Here is a 14,279-nt window from a genome sequence, read left to right as displayed (position 1 = left end):
CATGCCCGGCGCGGCAAAGCATGATGGAAGTGGTTCGGACCGGCTATTCCTCGAAATCCCGTCCCTTGCGCAAGAGATAAATGTCCATGATCCAGCCATGCCGTTGCCTGGCCTCGGCCCTCAACGTCACAATGTCGGCGGCGACATCACCAAGCCGTCCTGATCTGACCATCTCATCCTCGGTGCCGAGATAGGCGCCCCAGAAGATCTCCGCATCCGGATCGTCGATCTTGGCAAAAGCCTGTTCGCCGTCGAGCATGACGATCGTGCTGTCGGTCAGAAGCCCGTCCCGCGCCAGCCTGCGCCCGGTAGTGATCTCGATTGGTTTGCCGACCAGATTGACCGGGATCTTGTGGCTGGCAGCCAGGGCCTGAATGCTGGTGATGCCGGGAATGACGCGATAGTCGAAATCCAGGCGGCCTTCCCGCTGCACGCGTTCGATGATGCGGATCGTGCTATCGTAGAGACTGGGATCGCCCCAGACGAGAAAGGCGCCGCTGCCGTCATCCGGGAGACTGGCGACTAGCTCTCCGTAGATATGCGCGATCTCGCCGTGCCAGGCGTCGACGCTTTGCGTATAAGTCCGCTCGGCCGTTTGTCTTTGCGGCACTTGGAATTCAGAGAGCCTGATGCCCGGCCGCGTGACATAACGTTCGCAGATCTCTCGCCTGACCTCGGCAAGCTCTTCCTTGCCCGGGCCTTTGACCGGCAGGAAGATGACGTCTGCCGCATTCATCGCGTTGATCGCCTGTATGGTGAGGTGCTCCGGGTTGCCCGTGCCGATGCCGATGATAAGGATGTGCTTCAAGCCGATACTCCCCGTGATTCCTGGCGGTCTTGCCGAAAAAGCCGCGTCGCTGCAAGGGTGAGGACGGGCAGTTGGCCGCGGCCAACCGGGCCGGAAGCACCTCCAGGGCCCATTGTTGCTGCAAATCCCGAATCGTGTCATTTTCGATACGCTTTTTGACGCTATGTTGACAGAAAAGCGCATCGAAAAGGATTGGGTGTTTTGGACAACATTAGCGTATCGACGACAGATGTACGGATCGAGCGGCATGCGAACCAGCTTTCGCGGCAGTTGAAGCTCCTCCGCGACAAGCTGTTTCCGCCGCTTTCGCAGAAGACGCTGCGCACATTTTCCTCCGGCGAGGCCGCTCAGATGATCGGCGTTTCCGACGGATATCTCCGCCAGCTGTCGCTGGATGGCAAGGGCCCACAGCCGGAGCTTTCCCAGAATGGCCGGCGTTCCTATACGCTCGGCCAGATCAATGAATTGCGCCATTATATGGCCAAGCTGAAGCCGAAGGATGCGCTTTCTTATCTGCCATGGCGCCGCCCCGGCGAGAAGCTGCAGACGGTTGCCGTCACCAATTTCAAAGGCGGCTCCGCCAAGACGACGACGACGCTTTATCTGGCCCAGTACCTGGCGCTGGAAGGTTATCGTGTGCTTGCCATTGATCTCGATCCGCAGGCTTCGCTTTCCTCCATGCTGGGCGTCCAGCCTGAATTCGATCTTTCCGATGGCGATACGCTCTATGGCGCTATCCGCTATGATGCCGGTCGCAAGCCGCTGAAAGAGATCGTTCGCAAGACCTATTTCGACGGGCTCGATCTGGTGCCGGGCAATCTCGAACTGATGGAGTTCGAGCATGAAACGCCGCGGGCGCTCAATGATCGCCAGAAGCCGGCCGAGCTGTTCTTCCGCCGCGTCGGCGTCGCCATTGCCGAGGTTGAGGCCGATTACGACGTCGTGGTGATCGACTGCCCTCCGCAGCTTGGGTACCTCACGCTCGGCGCTGTCTGTGCCGCAACATCGCTGCTGATCACCATTCATCCGCAGATGGTCGATGTCGCCTCCATGTCGCAGTTCCTGCTGATGACCTCGGATCTGCTCTCCGTCGTGCGCAAGGCCGGCGGCGATCTGCAGCATGACTTCATCAAATACATCGTCACCCGCCACGAACCCTTCGACGCGCCGCAGTCGCAAATCGTTGCGCTGCTGCGCAGCCTGTTCAGCGATGACGTGCTGACGGCGACCATTCTCAAATCGACGGCGATCGCCGATGCCGGCCTGACCAAGCAGACGCTCTACGAAATCGAGAAGGGGCAGGTGCGCCGCTCGACCTATGACCGGGCGCTGGAATCGGTCACCGCCGCCAACAGCGAGGTTCTCGCCGGCATTCACAAAGCCTGGGGCCGCACATGAGCAGACGCGATCGCCTGAAAGGTCTTTTCGACGATACGGCGCAGGAGTTGGCCGCGGCCAACTACGAGGAGACGTCTTCGCGCGGATCGGCTGGTCCGGTCCGGACGATGGCGCTGACCCTCGGCCGGATGGAAGAAGAGAGCAGGGCGATGCAGGAGGCCCTGCTGTCAGGCGAACGGATCGTCGAGCTCGATCCCGATCTGATCGATTCCTCTTTCGTCCGCGACCGCCTTGCCGACCGGCCGCTCGATATGGAAGACGAGCTGGTGCAGTCGATTGCCGAGAATGGCCAGGAAGTGCCGGTCCTCGTCCGGCGCCATCCCGATGATGAGAACCGCTACCAGATCGCCTATGGTCATCGCCGCCTGCAGGCCATCAAGCTGCTTGGGCGCAAGGTGCAGGCGATCGTCCGTAAGCTTGACGATACCGATGTCGTCATCGCGCAGGGCATCGAGAATTCGGCGCGTCGGAACCTTTCCTATATCGAGCGTGCTGTCTTTGCCCTCAATCTCGAGCTCAAGGGTTTTGAGCGTCCTGTCATCATGAGGGCGCTGTCGACCGACAAGACGGAGCTGTCGAAGCTGATATCCGTCGCGAAGGCCATACCGGTCGATATCGTGAGGTCGGTCGGAGCCGCACCCGGCATCGGGCGACGCAAATGGATGGCGCTTGCCCAGAACTGGAATGGGATGACGGCGACGCGGCTTGCAAAGCTCGTCGCCTCGGAAGGTTTCCTGACGGAAGAGAGCGACCGCCGTTTCGAGCTTCTGGTAGCCGAGCTCACAAGGAAAGAGGCAAAGCCCGAAGCCACGGAATATGACTGGAGGCCGAAGAGCGGCGGCAAGATTGCCGGCCGAATCAAGAGCGCCGGCAATTCCTTCACGATCGCGTTGAAAACAGGCGATGCGCCGGATTTCGGCGCTTACGTTTCACGCCGTCTCGACGAGCTTTACGAAGCCTATCGGGCCGGCAAGTTGCAAGCAGGAGAGTAGGCCGCAAAAGAAAAAAGCCTCCGAACGTTGCCGCCGCGGAAGCCTTTCTCATATCTGGACAATCTGAGAATCGCACTTCCTCGAATCACTGTCAAGCGTCTTCGGCATCCTTTTGGGTGGTAGGTTTCTTTTGCCTTGAAAAAAGGTGAGGGACATGGAGCCTCAATATGTATCGACGCCCTTTGGGCGGCGATCGATGACGCTTGGCATGCTGGCAAGTCAGGAAAGCGCCAGCAAGGTCGATCCGGATGCATCGGTCGACAAGTGGAAAATCTTTCGCGCGCTCTGCGAAGCAAAGGACATGGTCGGCGTATCCGATCGTGCTCTGGCTGTTCTCAATGCGCTCTTGACCTTCTATCCGAAGAACGAGATTGCCGAGGCCAACGGCTTCGTCGTCTTTCCCTCAAACGAGCAGCTTTCGCTGCGCACGCACGGTATGGCCGGCACGACGCTGCGGCGGAACCTGGCGATGCTCGTGGAGGCCGGCCTGATCATCCGCAGGGATAGCCCGAACGGAAAACGGTTTGCCCGCCGGAACGGCGAGGGCGGATTGGGAGAGGCCTTCGGCTTCAGCATCGCGCCGCTCCTGGTGCGTGCCCGCGAGATCGAAGCGCAAGCGGCTCAGGTGATGGCCGACAGGCTTGAATGGAAGCGCCTGAGAGAGCGGTTGACGCTTTGCCGACGTGACATAGTCAAGCTGATCGAGATCGCACTGGAAGAGGAAATTGCCGGCGAATGGATCGAGATGCAGAAGCATTTCAATCTGCTTTCGGCAAGCCTGCCACGCCGTCCGTCCGCCGCCGAGATGGAAAGCCTGCTAGGCGATCTCGAGGCATTCCGCGAGATGATCGTCAAGACGCTGGAATTGAAGACGAAAACAGAAAAAACAGACGCCAATGACAGCCAAAACGGTCGGCACATACATAATTCAAACCCACACCCCATATCTGATCTTGAACCAGGCTTCGAACCGAAGCAGGGCGCAAAATCGGAGGAAGAACCGCAGCCGTGGCGGGAGCCGCCGAAATCCTTCCCTCTTGCCATGGTGCTGCAGGCCTGCCCGGAGATTATCGCTTACGGGCCGGGTGGCGGAATCGGCAGTTGGCGGGATCTGATGGCCGCAGCCGTGATCGTTCGTTCCACCCTTGGCGTCAGTCCCAGTGCCTATCAGGAGGCCTGCGATATCATGGGGCCTGAAAATGCCGCCACGGTGATCGCCTGCATCCTGGAGAGAGGTGGACATATCAACTCGGCTGGCGGCTACCTGCGCGACCTGTCGCGGCGGGCGGAGCGCGGCGAGTTCTCGCTCGGGCCGATGCTGATGGCGCTGATGCGGGCAAACGGTCCGGCGGCGAGGAAAACCGGATGAACAGAGAGGGAAAAAGCTCCGCGCCAGTTGCGGCGGGTAGAAGGATAGGTGGCCGGGCGATCAGCCATCTTGACGGCTCTCCCTTCCTCGCAGTTTTCTTGAATTACGCTGTTAACCATGTCATACATGGCGGAAGGAAACTCGCGTTTGACTTCCATTTGTGAAAAACCGTAAAGCTTAACAATGCGCTACGATATCGACGGTGCGATGCTTCAGACCCTGCTTCCATCCCTTGCTGCGGCGGAGGATGCGATGGCGCGGTTGGACGAGCGGGTGTTGCGCTCGGTGGTCGGTGAGGGATTTGCCGAACGCAGCCATTTCTTCGATGCCGCCGGCGCGCTCTGGGTGGCAGGCGAACTCGTGCATGTCGAGGATCTCGTTTTGCACGATGCGCATATGGATAGTCGCGCTCCCAGTCATGAGCTGACGATCGCTCATTCCGTGCTGCGGGCACGCCGGCGCATCTGGACCGGTGACCCCCCCTGGGCACTCGGCGTGTCAGGGCTTGCGACCTTGACCGCAACGCTTGGGGAAGGGGAGGGGAAAGCGCAGGAAGGAAAGAGCCTCCCAGTTCCGGTCGACGCCGACGAGGAGAGCGACGATGAGGGCGGGCCGCTCGCAGCCGAGATGGCGGAGATCGATGCGCTTCTTGCCCGCTCGCAAAAGCTGCTCGATATCCATACGGGGAAAACATCGGCAGGCGAGGCAGTCGCCGTTGCTCCGGCGATTCGCAATGAAGATCCTCTTGGTTTGCTCGGGGATGACGAATGGGACGAGGAACAACGGCTTGCAGAGTGGCGAAGCGTGCAGCCATTGGCCGATAGCCTGCCGCCGGTTCTCGGAGCAGCCATCCTCTTCGAAGCCTGGGAAAGGATCGAGCCGTTGCGGCGTCAGCACTGGCTCGGGGGGCTTCTGGTCGCAAGCCATCTGCGCGCCCGCGGCAAGGTCGCCTCACATCTCTTTTCCTTTTATGGCGGGCTGAAGCTGGTGCGCCACGAGCGCCGCCGCGCGCGCGATCGGGCGACACGGCTGCAAGCCTTTCTGGAGGCGATGCATCTGGGTGCGGTGGCCGGCCTCAAGGAAATCGACCGGTTGTCGCTAGCGCGCACGCAAATGGAGCTGCGCTTTCGCGGCCGCCGTTCGAACAGCAGTCTCCCGGAGCTTGCCGATTTCATCCTGTCGCGGCCGATGGTCTCAGCGGCGATGATCGCCCGTCATCTGCGCATCACCCCGCGCGGCGCGCTGAACCTCGTTAACGAGATCGGCATCCGAGAGATCACCGGCCGTGGCCGCTATCGCGCCTGGGGCATCATCTGAAACGAAAACGGCCGGGCGTTGACCCGGCCGTTTTCGTTTTAGGTGAGCACCCAGTCCGCCATCCTGTCACAGACTGCAGACCAGGCGCTCTTGCGCTTCCATTGCCCCCAGAAGCGCAGTCTCTATTCCCGCTCGCCCGTGAAGTTGAGCAGAAGCTGGAAGATGTTGACGAAGTTCAGGTAGAGCGAAAGTGCACCGAAGACGGCGAGCTTCTGGTTCGATTCCTGATCGTAGTTTTCCGAATACTGTTCCTTGATGTTCTGCGTGTCGTAGGCGGTGAGGCCGACGAAGACGACGATGCCGATCACGGAGATGGCGAACTGCAGCGCGCTCGAACCCAGGAAGATGTTGACGATGCCGGCGATGATGATGCCGAAAAGGCCCATCATCAGGAACGAGCCCATCTTCGAGAGATCACGCTTCGTCGCATAGCCGTAGAGGCTGATGGCGCCGAACATCGTCGCGGTGATGAAAAAGGTCTGTGCGATGCTCGTCTTGGTGAAGACCAGGAAGACAGAGGCGAGCGACAGACCCATCACGGCGCAGAAGGCCCAGAAGGTGATCTGCGCGGTGCTGGCGGACATCGTCTGGATGCGAAACGAGAAGAAGAAGACGAAGGCGAGCGGCGCCAGCATCACCACCCATTTCAGCGGCGAGTTGAAGATCGGCACGTAGAGCGCCGGCGTCGAGCCGACGATGAAGGCAACGATGCCTGTTATGACGAGGCCAAGGGCCATATAATTGTAGACGCGCAGCATGTGCTGGCGCAGGCCCTCGTCGAAGAGGGCCTGGGAGCCGGCGACAGCGCCGTAGCGGGGATTGATCGGGTTCATACTTATCTCCTCGGTTTGAACTAGTAAAGCGAGCGGGCGAGCCGTTCGGCCGCCTGGTCGAGATTGACGCCCCTATCGTCGGCGATCAGCGCATAGGCGACCTCGCCGATCTGCCAATAGGCAGCTTCCGTTTTTTCGAGTGCGAGATGGCTGACCGGCTGGACCTCGAAGGCGCCCGGCCGGACGGCGAAAAGCGAAAGCCGCTTTCCATTTGTTTCCTCGATCGCCATCTCGACACTGGGGCCGAATTCGGAAGGGAAGATCTGCACATCGGCGACCTTCCAGTCCTTCGGCAGCTCGGGCATCACGATGGCGGTGGCGGCGCGAATATCGTCAGCGTTGTAGATGGTTGATGTCTGCGAAGGCATTGATTGGCGCAGCGCCGCGGTCTGATAGGCGCGCACGGCATCCTCGACATAGGCGGGCGCCGGAACGGAAGCCGCGACCTCCGTCGCCGAGAAGGCGCCGAAAGAATTGTGCGCCACCCAGCCGGCGGCGATCAGAATGCCGATTGCGGCGATGCGCTGCATGGAATGGAAGATGCGGCCGTAGGAAAGGCCACGTTCCAGCCGGCGAGCGGCATCGCGCGTTTCGGGACGGCCGAAAGCGCTTTCACCGGCGAGCGCCAGACGCAGCTCGCCCTTCATGCTGAGATCGGCCATGACCTTGGCGGCAATCGCCGGATGCTCGGAAAGATAGGATTCCACTTGGATGCGGCGGGCGACATCGAGCTCGCCATCCACATAGGCGTCGAGATCGGTGTCGATGATCGGATCAATTGCCTTCATTGCTGTTTCCTCCGATCAATCTCAGATGCGAAACGCGCGGCATCGTCTCCTCAAATTCGCGCAGCTGGGCGCGGGCACGCGAGATGCGCGACATCAGCGTCCCCACAGGAATGCCGAGAGCATTGGCGGCTTCCTGGTAGGAAAGATCCTCGATCGCCACGAGATGCAGCGCCTCGCGCTGTTCCTCCGGCAGATCGAAGAAGGCGTCGCGCACCTGCTGCAGGCGCACGGCATGTTCCTGACCGGCCGGCAGGGACTGCTCGGCCTCGACCGCCGCCTCGTCGTGCCGGCGCGTCAGTGACCGGTTCCGCCGAAGACGGTCGATATGGGCGTTGTGCATAATGGAAAGAAGCCAGGTGCGCAGGTTGCCGCCGCTGCGGAAGCTCTTCCGCTTCTCATAGGCGCGCACCAGTGCATCATGCACCAGATCCTCCGCCTCGTCCGAATTGCGCACCAGCGAGCGAGCATAGCGCCTCAGCGCTGCAAGCTGTCCGATGACGTCGAAGGGGCGTTCTTTGCGTTCCATGACTGAGTATACGCGCGTGCGGCGGATTTTATTCCCGGCTGAGGGCAAAAAAGTCGATGAGGCGAAAAAAATGCTGCCCGGATCGTCATCAGCATTCTTCTTCAGTGGACAGGCGCCGTAAATCGGCGATTGTTTATGACAATTGCATGACAGATCATGGCGCCGCTGATTTGCAGGGGAAAATAAAGCATGAAGGAAAAGAAGCGGGTCTACGAAGCTCTCGTGGACGGCGCCATGGAAGGACTGACGGATCAGGCGCTATACGATTTCGTCAAGGCGCGTTGTCCGAAAGCCACCAGCAAAAAGATTGTCCGGGCCTCGCTTCTCGCCCTGACCGATCCTCATCTCAGGGACCGCAATATTCTCGACGTGATCTATGCACTGGCGATCAAGCATCGGCTGGATGACGGTGTGCTGGATGATGGCGAAGACGAGGAGCCCGACGAGCGGGCTCAATCCTCGCAGGCGGCGAACCAGAATATGCCGCAGCTGTCCTGATGAAGGTCGTCTGAAAGGCGACGCCTGCTCTTTTGAAATGATCAGCTGCCGTCCGAAAGCTCTTCGAGGATCGGACAGTCCGGCCTGTCGTTGCCGTGGCAGGCATGCACCAGGTGTTCCAGCGTCCGGCGCAGGTCCGTCAGCTCGCGGATCTTGCGGTCGATCTCGGCAAGCTTGGTCTGGGCGATATCCCGGACGTCGGCGCTCGCCCGCTCCTTATCCTCATAGAGCGCCAGCAATTGCCGGCATTCCTCGACGGAAAAGCCGAGGCCGCGCGAACGCTGCAGGAAGCGCAGCTTGTGGACGTCGGTCTCGGCATAGTCGCGGTAGCCATTCCCGCCCCTTTCGGGGCGGATGAGGCCGATATCCTCGTAGTAGCGGATGGTCTTCGAAGGCAGGCCCGATCGTCCCGATGCTTCGCCTATATTCATCGCCATCTCCTACAGCTTTGCAAAACGCAGTCTCAGTGCATTTGAAATTACCGAGACGGACGAGAGGCTCATCGCTGCCGCCGCGATCATCGGCGAAAGCAGCAGCCCGAAGACCGGGTAGAGTACGCCGGCTGCGACCGGCACGCCGAGCGCATTATAGCCGAAGGCGAAGCCGAGATTCTGCCGGATATTGCGCATCGTCGCCTCCGCCAGCCGCCGCGCCCTGACGATGCCGTTGAGGTCGCCTTTCACCAAGGTAATGCCGGCGCTTTCCATCGCGACGTCGGCGCCGGTGCCCATGGCGATGCCGACATCGGCCGCGGCAAGTGCAGGCGCGTCATTGACGCCGTCGCCGGCCATGGCGATGATGGCGCCTCTTGCCCGCAGCTCATCGATCAGCGCCTTTTTGCCTTCCGGAAGCACGTCGGCGCGGACCTCGTCGATGCCGAGGCTTTTTGCCACCGCCCGCGCCGTGCGTTCATTGTCGCCCGTTGCCATGATGATCTTCAGCCCGCTTTCATGCAGCGCCTTGATGGCGGCAGCCGTCGTCGGCTTGATCCGGTCGGCGACGGCAACGAGGCCGGCAAGCGCGCCGTCGAACACCACGAACATCACCGTCTTGCCGTCGCCGCGCAAGGCTTCTGTCTTCTCGGCAAGTACCGCTGGATCGATACCGAGATCGGCGAGGATCGCCGCATTGCCGAGCACCACCTGCGTGCCGCCGGCAAGGCCCTGGACGCCCTTGCCGGTCTTTGCCTCGAAGCCGGTGACCTCGACGAAGGCAACACCACGTTCCTCGGCGCCGGAAACGATCGCTTCGGCCAGCGGATGTTCGGAACCGCGCTCCAAGCTTGCCGCCAGCGACAGCAGGCGGCTTTCCTCGATGCCGCCCAACGCGACGACATCGGTAAGCCTCGGCTTGCCCTCGGTCAGCGTGCCCGTCTTGTCGACGATCAGCGTATCGACCTTGGAAAAGCGTTCCAGCGCCTCGGCATCCTTGATCAGCACGCCTTCCCGAGCGCCGCGTCCCGTCGCGATCATGATCGACATCGGCGTTGCAAGGCCGAGTGCGCAGGGGCAGGCGATGATCAGGACGGCGACGGCGGCAAGCAGCGCATTTGCCATGCGCGGCTCCGGTCCGATCGCGGCCCAGGCGAGGAAGGCAAGGATCGCGACGACCACCACGGCAGGCACGAAGAACGCGGATACGCGGTCGACAACACCCTGAATCGGCGCACGCGAGCGCTGCGCCTTGGCGACCATGTCGACGATGCGAGACAGAACCGTGTCGGCGCCGACCTTCTCGGCTGCCATGACGAGGGTGCCGTTCTTGTTGATCGTGCCACCTGTCAGCCCATCGCCCTTCGACTTCTCGATGGGCAGGGGCTCGCCTGATATCATCGATTCATCGATTGTCGACTGGCCCTCGAGGACGGAGCCATCCACCGGCACCCGTTCGCCAGGACGCACGCGCAGCCGATCGCCAGTCTGGATCTCGTCCACCGGCACGTCGCTCTCGCTGCCATCGGCATCGATGCGCCGCGCCGTCTTCGGCGCAAGATCGAGCAGGGCGCGGATTGCCGAGCCGGTGCGCTCGCGCGCCTTCAATTCCAGGACCTGGCCGACGAAGACGAGCGCAACGATGACAGCCGCCGCCTCGAAATACACGGGCACGGCCGCGCCATGGCCGCGAAAGCTCATTGGGAAGATGCCGGGCGCAAGCGTGGCGACCGCGCTGTAGATATAGGCGGTGCCGACACCGAGGCCGATCAGGGTCCACATATTGGGACTGCGATTGACGACAGACGCCCAGGCGCGGCGGAAAAAGGGGAGGGCGGCCCAGAGCACCACAGGGCTTGCCAGAAGGAGTTCGAGATACGTCGCCAACGGTTCGCCGACCGCTTCCCGAAGCGGCAGGCCGAGCATCGGGCCCATGCCGAGTGCGAGCAGCGGCAGGGCAAGGAGAGCGCTCACCCAGAGCCGCCTGCTGAAATCGACGAGTTCCGGGTTCGGGCCTTCATCGGCAGGAGGAACGCCCATCGGCTCCAGTGCCATGCCGCATTTCGGGCAGTCACCGGGACGGTCGCTGACGACCTCCGGGTGCATCGGGCAGGTATAGAGTGTGCCTTTCGGCGCGGGCTTTGCCGCCGGGCGCTTGCCGTCGCGATAGGCCGCAGGATCGGCTTCGAAATTCGCTTTGCAGGCGGCGGAGCAGAAGTAGAACTTCTCACCCTCGAATTTCAGAAAGTGTTTCGCCGTCGAGCGATCGACGGCCATGCCGCAGACCGGGTCCTTCGCGGTGATATAATCCTGCGGCGCCGCCACAAATTTCGTCCGGCAGCCCTCAGAGCAGAAATGATAGGTGCGGCCCGCATGATCGAGGGATGGCTTGCCGGCCTGCGGATCGACGGTCATGCCGCATACAGGGTCACGAGTTGCGGCATCGGCAGCCTTCTCCTGATGATCATGGCCGCAATGGCAATGATCGTCGCCGGGGGCGTGGTTGTGATGATCGTGATCGTGGTCGTGCTTGATATCCATGACTATCTCCTGTGCCCGAAGGGCAGTTGGATAGCTTATCCACCTTCCAGCAACTGGAAGGTCAAGCACTAATTCGACGAGGTCGAATTTTTGAGTCGCATGGGAAGTCCGACACTCAGATCGGGCTGATTAATCCGACCGGCTGGCTCCCGAGCAGGGCGGCTACAGAGATGCTGCCCCCAGGCTCGATCGTCTTTCCCGTCACCAGATCCGCCTTCAGCCCGTGAAGAGGGGAGGGGACGGCGATCGCGGTATCCTCCCAGAATTCCGGGCCGGCAAAAAGCACGCCGGGGTCGAGCCAGCCGAACATCAGCCGCGGCGTGGCGACGAGCGTGAAATCACCATGATGCACCCGGGCAAAGGCGAGGACATGATCGCGCCGGCTGCCCGTCGCTTTCAGCGGCAGATAATCGCCTTTGGCAAAGAGGGCCGGCTGGCGCCGGCGCAGTTGCAGGCCGATTGCGACGATGCGCTGCTTCAATGCCGCCGCCTGCAGCTTCGCGATCGGTCCGGCTTCAGAAAGCCAGGCCATCAGCCGTTGATGATCGACCGGCCGGCGGTTGTCGGGATCGACGAGGCTGAAATCGAAAGCCTCCGCGCCCTGGTAGATGTCGGGAATGCCGGGCGCCGTCAACTTGAGGAGCGTCTGCGACAGACTGTTGAGGTAACCTGTGGCGATGAAGGGTTGCAGCACCCTTTCGAAATCCTCGAGGAAGGCGTCGTTGTCAGGCGAGACCAGCGCCGCCGCATAGGTCGTGACCGCTTCCTCATAAGCAGCATTCTGTTCCGTCCAGTCGCTGCGCAGTTTCGCCTCGCGCACAGCCTTCCGCGCATAATCAGTGAAGCGTTCGCGAAGCTCTTCCGTCCGCCCTCTGTCGAAATCCTCCGGCCAGGCGCCGGCGAGCGCCTGATAGAGCATCCATTCGACATTCGGCTCCGGGGCGGGACCATCCGACAGATCCTTCAGCCAGGGCCGGTTCATCTCACGCCAGCGCGCGACCGCCTGCACGAAAACATCAGCGCCCTCGCTCAGCGCATAGAGCCTGGCGCGCCCATCCTCGCCGCGTTTGGTGTCGTGGGTGGCGCTTGCCGACAGTCCATGGGGCTGCAGCCGCGCCCGCTCCGCCATGCGACGATGAAATTCCTCGGGACCGCCCGGCGCCCTGCCGGGCTCACCGCCCACCTCGTTTGCGGCAAGCAGCCTGTTATAGCGGTAGAACAGCGTATCTTCCGTCGCCTTTGCCATCACCGGACCGCTCAGTTGCTGGAAGCGGATGCGGAACTCGCGGGCAGCGTCGCCTTCAATCTTGCCTTCGAGAAGCTTCAGCACATGGTCGAGCGCACGCCGCTCATCGAGCCGCGCCATGGCTTGCGATGCGGTTGTAGCGAGCACTGCCTTATCCTGCCATGAGAGCGGGCCGCCGTCGCCATAGGTGCGGTAGACGGGAAAGGCGATCAGCAATTCGCGAAATGCGCCGGCGATCTCGTCTCTTTTTTCCTCGGGAAAGATGCCGGCCGCCATCGACGTCAGCCTGCCGGTCTCGCCGGCGAAATTGCGTTCCACCATCAGTCGTTTGGCAATCCGCCGGCCCTCGTCGAGATCACCCGCTTCGCCGGCGAGGCTGCGATAGGCATCGTCCAATATGCGCAGGCCGGCGCCGTCAATGAAGAGCTCACTCAGCGCGGCGATGAATTCATATCCCGTGGTGCCGGCGACCGGCCAGCTGTCCGGAAGGATCTCCCCGACCCCGAGGATCTTTTCGACGACGATATAGGTGTCCGGTCCGACCGCCGCCCGCAGCATATCGAGATAGGCCTTGGGTTCGGCGAGGCCATCGACATGGTCGATGCGCAGGCCCTGCACCTTGCCATGATGCACCAGCTCGATGACCAGCCGGTGCATATCGTCGAACACGGCGGGATTTTCGACGCGGGTGCCGACAAGGCCGGTCACCTCGAAAAAACGGCGATAGCTCAGACGTTGCGCCGCCTCCTTCCAATGGGTCAGCCGCCAATGCTGTCCCTCATGCAGGTTTCTGAGGAAATCGCGATCGGAGGAGATGTCATCGAGCTTTTGCCGCAGGACCACCCGATCGCCGCCTTCGAAGAGGATGTCGCGCATCGCGCGGTGGAAGTCCTCGCCTGATGTCACGGCCGCAGCTTCCGCCATTCTCGTTGCAACAGGATCGTCGAGCCGGTTTGCGATTGCCCCGTAGCTCTTGGGGTTCAGCGGCAACAATGTCTCGAAATAACCGAAGGAAAAATTGCCATGCGTTTCGTCGAGTGTGATCCGCAACTCGCCTGCCGCGAGCGCCCCATCGAAATCCTGGCCGAGCTGCGGCAGGGTCAGCGGCTCGCTCCAGTCGATGTCGAAATGGTGTGCATAGGCGCTGTGCCGGCCGAATGCCAGCACGTCGCGCCACCAGCCGTTCTCCGGCGAGGCGGCCATATGGTTCGGGACGATGTCGAGGATCAACCCCATGCCCGCCGAGGCAAGGCTTTCCGTCAGACGCTCAAATCCCGCCCGGCCGCCGAGCGCGGGGTCGATTTCATTGGCATCGGTGACGTCATAACCGTGGGTCGAGCCATTGACGGCGGTGAAGATCGGCGAAGCGTAGAGATGGCTGATGCCGAGTGTCTTGAGATAGGGGAGGAGGCCGCGGGCGCGATCGAAGGTCATGCCGTTGCGGAATTGTATCCGGTAGGTCGCTGTCGGAAGGGTCATGGGCCGTCTGACGTTGGAGGGAGACTTTCCTCAACGGTTGTGGCCGGTTTTTT

Annotated in this window: 12 protein-coding genes; 5 read left to right on the top strand and 7 right to left on the bottom strand. The window is 61.7% G+C overall.

Annotated elements, in window-relative coordinates:
- Nucleotides 1-43 precede the first annotated feature (43 nt).
- Nucleotides 44-808 carry a precorrin-6A synthase (deacetylating) gene (gene cobF / locus EFD55_RS12960; RefSeq protein ID WP_125845454.1) on the bottom strand — a complete coding sequence of 255 codons (765 nt, stop codon included), beginning with the start codon at nt 806-808 and terminating at the stop codon, nt 44-46.
- Nucleotides 809-1,009: 201 nt separating this feature from the next.
- On the opposite strand from cobF, the gene repA reads away from it, so the two are divergent.
- The 4 genes from repA (at nt 1,010) to EFD55_RS12940 (ending at nt 5,884) form a co-directional block, all read left to right on the top strand.
- Nucleotides 1,010-2,206 carry a plasmid partitioning protein RepA gene (gene repA, locus EFD55_RS12955; protein WP_125845453.1) on the top strand — a complete coding sequence of 399 codons (1,197 nt, stop codon included), beginning with the start codon at nt 1,010-1,012 and terminating at the stop codon, nt 2,204-2,206.
- Nucleotides 2,203-3,198, top strand: a complete 996-nt coding sequence (gene repB, locus EFD55_RS12950) for a plasmid partitioning protein RepB (protein ID WP_125845452.1) — start codon at nt 2,203-2,205, stop codon at nt 3,196-3,198. Before repA ends, repB begins: the two co-directional genes overlap by 4 nt.
- Nucleotides 3,199-3,352: 154 nt before the next feature.
- Nucleotides 3,353-4,567 carry a plasmid replication protein RepC gene (gene repC / locus EFD55_RS12945; protein WP_125845451.1) on the top strand — a complete coding sequence of 405 codons (1,215 nt, stop codon included), beginning with the start codon at nt 3,353-3,355 and terminating at the stop codon, nt 4,565-4,567.
- A gap of 183 nt (nt 4,568-4,750) precedes the next feature.
- Nucleotides 4,751-5,884 carry an RHE_PE00001 family protein gene (locus EFD55_RS12940; protein WP_125845450.1) on the top strand — a complete coding sequence of 378 codons (1,134 nt, stop codon included), beginning with the start codon at nt 4,751-4,753 and terminating at the stop codon, nt 5,882-5,884.
- A 122-nt stretch (nt 5,885-6,006) separates the two neighbouring features.
- Here EFD55_RS12940 and EFD55_RS12935 read toward each other — a convergent pair whose 3' ends face one another.
- The 3 genes from EFD55_RS12935 to EFD55_RS12925 are packed head-to-tail and all read right to left on the bottom strand — an operon-like array spanning nt 6,007 to nt 8,031.
- Nucleotides 6,007-6,717 (bottom strand): Bax inhibitor-1/YccA family protein, encoded by a 711-nt coding sequence (locus tag EFD55_RS12935; protein ID WP_125845449.1) that lies wholly within the window; start codon nt 6,715-6,717, stop codon nt 6,007-6,009.
- Between the two features lie 20 nt (nt 6,718-6,737).
- Nucleotides 6,738-7,505 (bottom strand): anti-sigma factor family protein, encoded by a 768-nt coding sequence (locus EFD55_RS12930; RefSeq protein ID WP_125845448.1) that lies wholly within the window; start codon nt 7,503-7,505, stop codon nt 6,738-6,740.
- Nucleotides 7,492-8,031, bottom strand: a complete 540-nt coding sequence (locus EFD55_RS12925; RefSeq protein WP_125845447.1) for a sigma-70 family RNA polymerase sigma factor — start codon at nt 8,029-8,031, stop codon at nt 7,492-7,494. The genes EFD55_RS12930 and EFD55_RS12925 overlap by 14 nt, the downstream gene beginning before the upstream one ends.
- Nucleotides 8,032-8,220: 189 nt before the next feature.
- Here EFD55_RS12925 and EFD55_RS12920 point away from each other — a divergent pair, with 189 nt between their 5' ends.
- Nucleotides 8,221-8,529 carry a hypothetical protein gene (locus tag EFD55_RS12920; protein ID WP_125845446.1) on the top strand — a complete coding sequence of 103 codons (309 nt, stop codon included), beginning with the start codon at nt 8,221-8,223 and terminating at the stop codon, nt 8,527-8,529.
- A gap of 41 nt (nt 8,530-8,570) precedes the next feature.
- Here the strand turns inward: EFD55_RS12920 and cueR are convergent, their stop codons facing one another.
- The 3 genes from cueR to treY all read right to left on the bottom strand — a co-directional run bounded on the left by cueR (nt 8,571) and on the right by treY (nt 14,226).
- Complete coding sequence (gene cueR, locus EFD55_RS12915) at nt 8,571-8,960, bottom strand: Cu(I)-responsive transcriptional regulator (protein WP_125845445.1); 390 nt, start codon at nt 8,958-8,960, stop codon at nt 8,571-8,573.
- Nucleotides 8,961-8,969: 9 nt separating this feature from the next.
- Nucleotides 8,970-11,501 carry a heavy metal translocating P-type ATPase gene (locus EFD55_RS12910; RefSeq protein ID WP_125845444.1) on the bottom strand — a complete coding sequence of 844 codons (2,532 nt, stop codon included), beginning with the start codon at nt 11,499-11,501 and terminating at the stop codon, nt 8,970-8,972.
- 115 nt (nt 11,502-11,616) lie between these two features.
- Nucleotides 11,617-14,226 carry a malto-oligosyltrehalose synthase gene (gene treY / locus EFD55_RS12905; RefSeq protein ID WP_125845443.1) on the bottom strand — a complete coding sequence of 870 codons (2,610 nt, stop codon included), beginning with the start codon at nt 14,224-14,226 and terminating at the stop codon, nt 11,617-11,619.
- Between the last annotated feature and the right edge of the window lie 53 nt (nt 14,227-14,279).

The sequence above is a fragment of the Rhizobium pisi genome (assembly GCF_003938655.1).
Taxonomy (GTDB): Bacteria; Pseudomonadota; Alphaproteobacteria; order Rhizobiales; family Rhizobiaceae; genus Rhizobium; species Rhizobium pisi.
The sequence above is the reverse complement of the archived record's forward strand: the minus strand, read 5'-3'. Positions and strand labels throughout refer to the sequence as shown.